Origin of the sequence: Lentzea sp. NPDC004782 (assembly GCF_040609115.1) — a bacterium.
Lineage (GTDB): Bacteria > Actinomycetota > Actinomycetes > Mycobacteriales > Pseudonocardiaceae > Lentzea.
Genome location: NZ_JBEXJN010000089.1, coordinates 19,986 through 25,517, shown reverse-complemented (window position 1 = coordinate 25,517; position 5,532 = coordinate 19,986). Strand labels below are relative to the sequence as shown.

At 69.3% G+C, this 5,532-nt stretch carries 5 protein-coding genes; 1 reads left to right on the top strand and 4 read right to left on the bottom strand.

Translation table 11 applies throughout. From position 1 onward, the window contains the following. Positions 1-84: 84 nt before the first annotated feature. The 3 genes from ABZV40_RS42915 to ABZV40_RS42905 all read right to left on the bottom strand — a co-directional run bounded on the left by ABZV40_RS42915 (position 85) and on the right by ABZV40_RS42905 (position 3,676). Positions 85-1,254, bottom strand: coding sequence for a S8 family peptidase (locus ABZV40_RS42915; protein ID WP_355455433.1), 1,170 nt, complete (start codon positions 1,252-1,254; stop codon positions 85-87). Between the two features lie 115 nt (positions 1,255-1,369). After that, complete coding sequence (locus ABZV40_RS42910) at positions 1,370-2,443, bottom strand: S8 family peptidase (protein ID WP_355455431.1); 1,074 nt, start codon at positions 2,441-2,443, stop codon at positions 1,370-1,372. A 72-nt stretch (positions 2,444-2,515) separates the two neighbouring features. Further along, complete coding sequence (locus tag ABZV40_RS42905; protein WP_355455429.1) at positions 2,516-3,676, bottom strand: S8 family peptidase; 1,161 nt, start codon at positions 3,674-3,676, stop codon at positions 2,516-2,518. A gap of 177 nt (positions 3,677-3,853) precedes the next feature. Between ABZV40_RS42905 and ABZV40_RS42900 the strand changes: the two genes are divergently transcribed. Beyond that, positions 3,854-4,759 (top strand): hypothetical protein, encoded by a 906-nt coding sequence (locus ABZV40_RS42900; protein ID WP_355455427.1) that lies wholly within the window; start codon positions 3,854-3,856, stop codon positions 4,757-4,759. On the opposite strand, the gene ABZV40_RS42895 is transcribed toward ABZV40_RS42900, so the two are convergent. Then, positions 4,699-5,469, bottom strand: a complete 771-nt coding sequence (locus tag ABZV40_RS42895) for an alpha/beta fold hydrolase (protein WP_355455425.1) — start codon at positions 5,467-5,469, stop codon at positions 4,699-4,701. The genes ABZV40_RS42900 and ABZV40_RS42895 overlap by 61 nt on opposite strands. Positions 5,470-5,532 lie beyond the last annotated feature (63 nt).

Below are 5,532 nucleotides of genomic sequence, written 5' to 3'. Positions count from 1 at the left end.
GCGTCGTACCACCCCCCCCCCCCTGCCCCCCCCCACAGCCTCCGCCCGCGACCTCAGGTCGCGGCCTTCTCCCGAACGATCAGCTCACGCGGTGGGCGCGAGGTACAGCAGGCGGTTCGGCGAACCCGAACCCGGCGAGGTCACCTTGCCGGACGTCGACTGCGCGACCAGGTACGAGGCGACCTGGGCCGGCGTGGCGCCGGGGTTGGTCGACAGGTAGCGGGCCGCGGCACCGGCGACGTGCGGGGTGGCCATCGACGTGCCGGAGATCGTGTTCGTGGCGGTGTCGCTGGTGTTCCACGACGAGGTGATGTTGCTGCCCGGCGCGAAGATGTCCAGCAGCGAGCCGTAGTTCGAGTACGAGGCGCGGGCGTCGGTGTTGGTGGTGGCGCCGACCGTGATCGCCTCGGGCACGCGGGCCGGCGAGAAGCCGGACGCGTTGGCGTTGGAGTTGCCGGCCGCGACCGCGAAGGTCACGCCCTTGGCGATGGCCTTCTGCACGGCCGAGTCGAGGGTGGCGTTCGCGCTGCCGCCGAGCGACATGTTGGCGACGGCCGGCTTGACCGCGTTCGCGGCCACCCAGTCGATGCCCGCCGCGACACCGGCGAGGGTGCCGGAGCCGTTGTTGTCGAGCACGCGGACCGCGACGATCTTGGCGGCCTTGGCGACGCCGTACTGCGAGCCGGCGATGGTGCCAGCCACGTGCGTGCCGTGGCCGTTGCCGTCCTGTGCGGTGTTGTCGTTGTCGACGAAGTCGTGACCGTAGGAGGCACGGCCGCCGAACGTGGAGTGCGTGATGCGCACACCGGTGTCGATGACGTACGCGGTCACGCCCGCGCCCGCCGAGGTGTAGCTGTACTTCTGGTCCAGCGGCAGGTTGCGCTGGTCGATGCGGTCGATGCCCCACGACGGCGGGTTCGTCTGCGTGGCCTCGACGTGCACGACCTGGTCGGCCTCGACGAACTCGACCGACGGGTCGGCGGCCAGGCGCTTGGCCTGCTTCTCGGTCAGCTTCACGTTGAAGCCGCCGAAGGTGGAGTACTCCCGCTCGACACCGGCACCGAACCGCGACGCCAGCGAGTGCGCGTTGCCCTTGCCCTCCTTCAGCTTCACGATGAAGCTGCCGGTGACCTTCTCGGGCGCGTTGAGGGAGAGGACCTCGCCCTCGGCGGCGTAGGCCGAGGGGATCATCAGAACCGACATGGCGAGCGTCGCCGCGCCGGCACCGGCCAGGAACCGGATCTTTCGCGTCATCATGCATTCCGTTCTTTGCAGGGGAACGAACACTTTCGACGCTATGGAGAGATCCGGTTCCTGCCAAGGGGGTCCTAAGGCTTGGACAGGGTTGCCGCGCCCAACAATTGACGATTCACAGACTTGGCGGCCAGTAGAGGATACGAGTGACGGGTGGCGTACCGGGGGTGCCCGTGGTAACCAGCGCCTGCTCGACCTGAGCGGGCGTGGCGGCGCGGTGGTACTGCAGGAAACGGGCCGCGACGCCGGCCGCGTGCGGTGCGGCCATCGAGGAGCCGCTCAGCGTCGCGGTGGCCGTGTCGCCGGTGTTCCACGCGGACGGGACGTTGACGCCCGCCGCCCAGATGTCGACCAGGGGGCCGAAGTTCGACGACCCCGACTTCGTGTCGTTCGGCGTCAACGCGCCCACGCAGATCGCCTGCGACACCCGTTGGGGCGAGGAGTTCCCGGGATCGGTGTTGCTGCCGCCCGCCGCGACCGTGTACGAGACACCGGACGCGATCGACTTGCGCACGGCGTCGTCCAGCGCCGTGGAAGCGGTGCCGCCCAACGACATGTTGGCCACGGCGGGCTTGACCGCGTTCTTGGTCACCCAGTCGACGCCCGCGATGACGCCGGAGATCGTGCCGCTGCCCTGGGCGTTCAGCACCCGCACGCCCCACACGGTGGCCTGTTTCGCGACGCCGTACTTGGTGCCCGCCGCGATCCCGGCGACGTGCGTGCCGTGGCCGTTGTCGTCCTGCGCGACGCCGTCGTTGTCCACGAAGTCGTAGCCGTTGCGCGCGCGGCCGCCGAAGTCCGCGTGCGTCACGCGAACACCCGTGTCGATCACGTAGATGTTCACACCGAGACCGGTGCTCGTGTAGGAGTACTTCTGGTCCAACGGCAACGCACGCTGGTCGATCCGGTCCAGTCCCCACGGCGGGTCGAGCTGCGTGCTGTTGGCGTGCACGATCCCGTCACGTTCCACATGGGACACGTTGGGGTCCGCCTTCAGCGCGCGCAGCTGCGCGGCCGTCAACCGGGCGCTGAAACCGTTGAAGACACTGGTGTACCGGTGCTCCACCGCACCGCTGAACGACGACACGGTGCCGTCCTTGAGGACGACGATGTAGGAGGAGGTGGCCGCGGAGGCGGGTGCGACGACGACCGCTGCCCCCAGGACGGCGACTGCCAGCAGGGATCTCACGTGCTTTTCCTTTCCATCGCAGGGTAAAACGGCCCCGGCTCGCAGGGAGCCGGGGCCGCGGGTCGAGCGTGGTCAGCTGGTCGGCGGCCAGTACAGGAGCCTGGTCGTCGTGCCCGCACCGGGGTTGGTCACCTTGCCGTTGGTGGCGTTGGCCTTGATCGCGGCCTCCACCTGCGCGGGCGTCACGTTGAAGTTGCCCTGCAGGTAGCGGGCCACCACGCCGACGACGTGCGGCGTCGCCATCGAGGTGCCGGAGATGGTGTTCGTGGCCGTGTCACTGGTGTTCCAGGCCGAGGTGATGCCGCTGCCGGGCGCGAACACGTCGACGAGCGAGCCGTAGTTCGAGTACGAGGCACGCGCGTCGGTCTTCTCGGTCGCACCGACCGTGATCGCCGAGGCCACGCGGGCCGGGGAGAAGCCGGACGCGTCGGCGTTGGAGTTGCCGGCCGCGACCGCGAACGTCACGCCGCGCGTGATCGCGCCCTGCACGGCGGTGTCGAGCGAGGTGTTGGCGCTGCCGCCGAGCGACATGTTCGCCACCGCGGGCTTGACGTGGTTGGCCGCCACCCAGTTCACGCCCGCGACGACACCGGCGATCGTGCCGGAACCGGAGTTGTTGAGCACGCGCACGGCGATGATGTTCGCGGCCTTGGCGACGCCGTACTGCGAGCCGGCGATCGTGCCGGCCACGTGCGTGCCGTGCCCGTTGCCGTCCTGCGCGACGCCGTCGTTGTCCACGAAGTCGTAGCCGTTCTTGGCGCGGCCGCCGAAGGTCTGGTGCGTGATCCGGACGCCGGTGTCGATCACGTAGGCGTTCACGCCCGCGCCGGTCGAGTTGTAGGTGTACTTCTGGTCCAGCGGCAGGTTGCGCTGGTCGATCCGGTCAAGGCCCCACGACGGCGGGTTCGTCTGCGTCGCCTCGACGTGCACGACCTGGTCGCGTTCGACGTATTCGACAGAGGGATCGGCCGCGAGTCTGCGCGCCTGGGCGTCGTTCATCTTCACGGAGAAGCCCTTGAACGCCACGTCGTAGACGTAGCCGACCTGACCGCCGAAGCGGGAACCGAGGGTCTGCGCGCTCGCGGTGACCCTGTTGTCCTTGAGCTTGACGATGAAGCTGCCCGCGATGTTCTCGCCGGGAGAGGTGCGGATCTCGCCGACCGCCGCGGAGGCGGGTGCCGCGAAGGCGGCGATCATGACCGCCGAGCCCACGAGGATTGCTGTCTTGCGCATTGCGTAGTCCTGTTCGTCGCAGGGGTGATCAGGAGAACGAGAGACCCTTGGCGGCGTAATAGGTCCGAGATCTGAACTTTCCCGGTTTCGTCGCGGGCCGAAACCGCCGATCGGCTGTACCGCGTTCCGATTGCTGCCGATAGCCTTCCGAGCTTGACCCCGGGAAACGGAGGGGTGATGCTGACGATTTACCCACCGCGCGAGGAGCTCGCCGACCTGTTGGTGACGGGTCCGTTCGCGGACGCGTTGCGGGTCGCGATCCAGGTGCGCGGACTCAGTCTGGAACGGTTGCAGCACCGGCTGCGGATGCGCGGTGCGCCGATCAGCGTGACGGCGCTGAGCTACTGGCAGTCGGGGCGCCGCAGACCCGAACGGCCGGAGTCGCTGATGGCGCTCGCCCATCTGGAGGACGTGCTCGGCCTGCCGGAGACGGCGTTGTCGAGGCTGCTGGGCCCGCCCCGGCCGCGTGGACGTTCGCGCAGGCGGGAGCTGCCGGCACGGGCGCCGTGGGACGGTTCCGGGCTGGTGCTGACCGCCCAGCACGACCGGGTGGACGTCGCGTCCTGCGGCGGGGTGCGCGGTGTCCGGTCACGTCAGGTCATGCAGGCGACGTCGGCCGGGGTGGACCGCTGGATCCTCTGCCAGGAAACGGGTTCGACCCAACCCGCGCTCACCGCGGTCCGCTCGTGCCGGGTCGGCCGGGTCGCCCGTGAGCGCACCAACGGCGTTCTCGTCGCGGAGTTGTTGTTCGACGAACCGATGTCCGCCGGTGACTCGATCGCGATCGAGTACGAATTGATCTATCCACATCCGACGGTCGAGCACATGCATTTCCGCCGGTTCGCCGGACGGGTGCACGACTACGTGCTGGAGATCAAATTCCCGGTCGAGTCCCCGCCCGCTTCGTGCGAGCAATTCGCGTCCGGTCCGGCCGGGACGGAAATGTTCGGCGGCGCGCGTCCGGCCCCGGTGGACGCCTGGGGCTACGCGCACGCCGCCGCACTCGACTTCGGTCCTGGGCTTTACGGCATGCGCTGGACGGCGGCGGCGAACGCCTCCGGGTCGTCGAGCCAGGGAGCGTGACCGGTGCCGGGCAACACGACGAAACGCGCGTGCGGGAACAGGTCCGCGTACTCCTGAGCGCGCTTGGGCGGTAGTGCGACGTCGACCTCGCCCGCGATCAGAAGCGTCGGCGCGTCGAGGTTCTTGAGCGCGGCGCGGGTGGCGTGGGGATCGAGCGCGCCCTCCGAGTAGTACACCTCGGCCGCGTCCTCGTTGGCCGGATGATCGTCGGCCGCGCGCCGTTCGTCGTCCCAGCGCCCGTGCCAGAAGGGCGTGATCTTCTCGAACGCCTCGGCCGTCACGTTGCCCGCCCAGATCTCCTCGAACCCCTTGATGGCTTCGGCGTACCAGGGTTCACCGCTGCGGGTCAGCGCGATCTCCCGGCGGTCTTCGTCGGTGACGTCGATGCCGACGACGCGCGGGCTCGGTGCGACGAGGACGAGCTCCTTGACGTGCTGCGGGTAGCGCGCCGCGTAGAGGATCGCGAGGGTGCCGCCGGCGGAGTGGCCGAGCAGCCTGATCCGGTCGAGCCCGAGGTGCCGCCGGAGCGCTTCCACGTCGTCGACCTGGCGGTCCACGCGGTACGTCTCACTCGAAGCTTCCTCGGACTCACCGGTGCCGCGCAGGTCGAGCCTGAGCGCGTCGTCCAGCGGAAGCGGCGCGAGATAGGACGACGCCGTCATCGGCCCGCCCGGCAGGCAGATCAACGGATGAAGGGCGCCTTCATCCACCTCACGTGGATGAAGGCGCCCCTCAAAGTTGACTACAGGCGGGGCGGGGGTTGGGAGCCCGGG

Excerpts from the sequence above, each read along its gene's own strand:
- ABZV40_RS42915 (WP_355455433.1), bottom strand. The coding sequence starts at position 1,254 with ATGACGCGAAAGATCCGGTTCCTGGCCGGTGCCGGCGCGGCGACGCTC.
- ABZV40_RS42905 (WP_355455429.1), bottom strand. The coding sequence starts at position 3,676 with ATGCGCAAGACAGCAATCCTCGTGGGCTCGGCGGTCATGATCGCCGCC.
- ABZV40_RS42900 (WP_355455427.1), top strand. The coding sequence starts at position 3,854 with ATGCTGACGATTTACCCACCGCGCGAGGAGCTCGCCGACCTGTTGGTG.